This window comes from Pannonibacter phragmitetus DSM 14782 (genome assembly GCF_000382365.1).
Lineage (GTDB): Bacteria > Pseudomonadota > Alphaproteobacteria > Rhizobiales > Stappiaceae > Pannonibacter > Pannonibacter phragmitetus.
In genome coordinates, this window is sequence record NZ_KB908253.1 from 1 (window position 1) to 1216 (window position 1216).

At 56.3% G+C, this 1216-nt stretch carries 1 protein-coding gene; it reads right to left on the minus strand.

The window, feature by feature from the left end:
• The coding region (locus H163_RS0121810; RefSeq protein WP_019966725.1) for an FG-GAP repeat protein at positions 1–1173 on the minus strand (1173 nt) is incomplete at its 3' end.
• Between the last annotated feature and the right edge of the window lie 43 nt (positions 1174–1216).

Sequence of the window (1216 nt, forward strand, 5' to 3'; positions counted from 1 at the left end):
CGGCACGCCTTGATAGACAGTTCCATTGCTTCCGACATAGTTTCCGTCCGCGTTTGGCACGAAGGTGTAGACGGCCCCGGAGTTGACGGCAGCCCCATCACCCAACTGTGCAGCCACGGTTACTACGCCGTCACTGTTGATGCTAACAGAGCGGCCGAAGAGGTCACCAGCCTGGCCGTCATGAGCAGTCAGCTTGAACTGGGTGTAACCCCCAAGACCATCTGGCACAAACACATAGGCCGAGCCAGAGTTGCTGCCTGCATCATCATTCCAGAGGGCTCCAGCAACAATGACGCCATCGTCATTGATCGCAATCGAATATCCGAAGCCGTCACCTGCAAATTCATCAAGGGCCGACAGCTTCTTCTCGGTGTAACCGCCAAAGCCGTTAGGCGTGTAAACATACACGGCACCGCTGTCCAGAACGCCACCATTATCAGCAAGATGAGCGCTCACAACGATGACGCCAGCCGCATTGCTTGCAGTCCTGAGACCAAACTCGTCTCCGGTGGCTCCGTCTGAGGCAAGCAGCTTGACCTCGGACGCAACACTACCCGGGGCGGTGAACTCATAGATATAAACCGCACCCGTGTCATTGACAGTGGTGTCATCCATGTATGCCCCGACGATCAACCGGCCGGATTCCGTCATTGTGACGGAGTTTCCAAACTGATCACCTGCAGCACCATCGGAAGCCGTTACCTTGGTCACGGCGTAGCCCCCGAAGCCATCTGGCCGGTAAACGTAAACAGAACCAGACTTCGCTGCCTTGGCATTATCAAGGTACGATCCGACAGCGATCACGCCCGCATCATTGATGGAAACGGCATAACCAAACTGGCCACCCGACACCCCGTCCGGAGGGACCAGCTTGGTTTCATAATAACCGCCCTGGCCATCGGGACGGTAAACATAGGCTGATCCGGTCCTCACATTGCTGTCAGTGACGTCATAGTGACTGCCCACAACGGCAACACCGGCATTGTTCAACGCAACCGAGACACCAAACCTGTCTCCAGCAGCACCATCAGATGCAGTCAGCTTCAAAGCCGTATAGCTGCCAGTTGCATCTGGGCGGAACAGGTACGCAGACCCTTGATCCTGGAATGCACCGTCGCCGTTCTGCGCCCCAGCAAGCACAACACCTGATGCATTGATCGCAACCCAGTACATTGCGTCACCCGCACGGCCATCAGACGCAAAAAGCTTCGAGGGC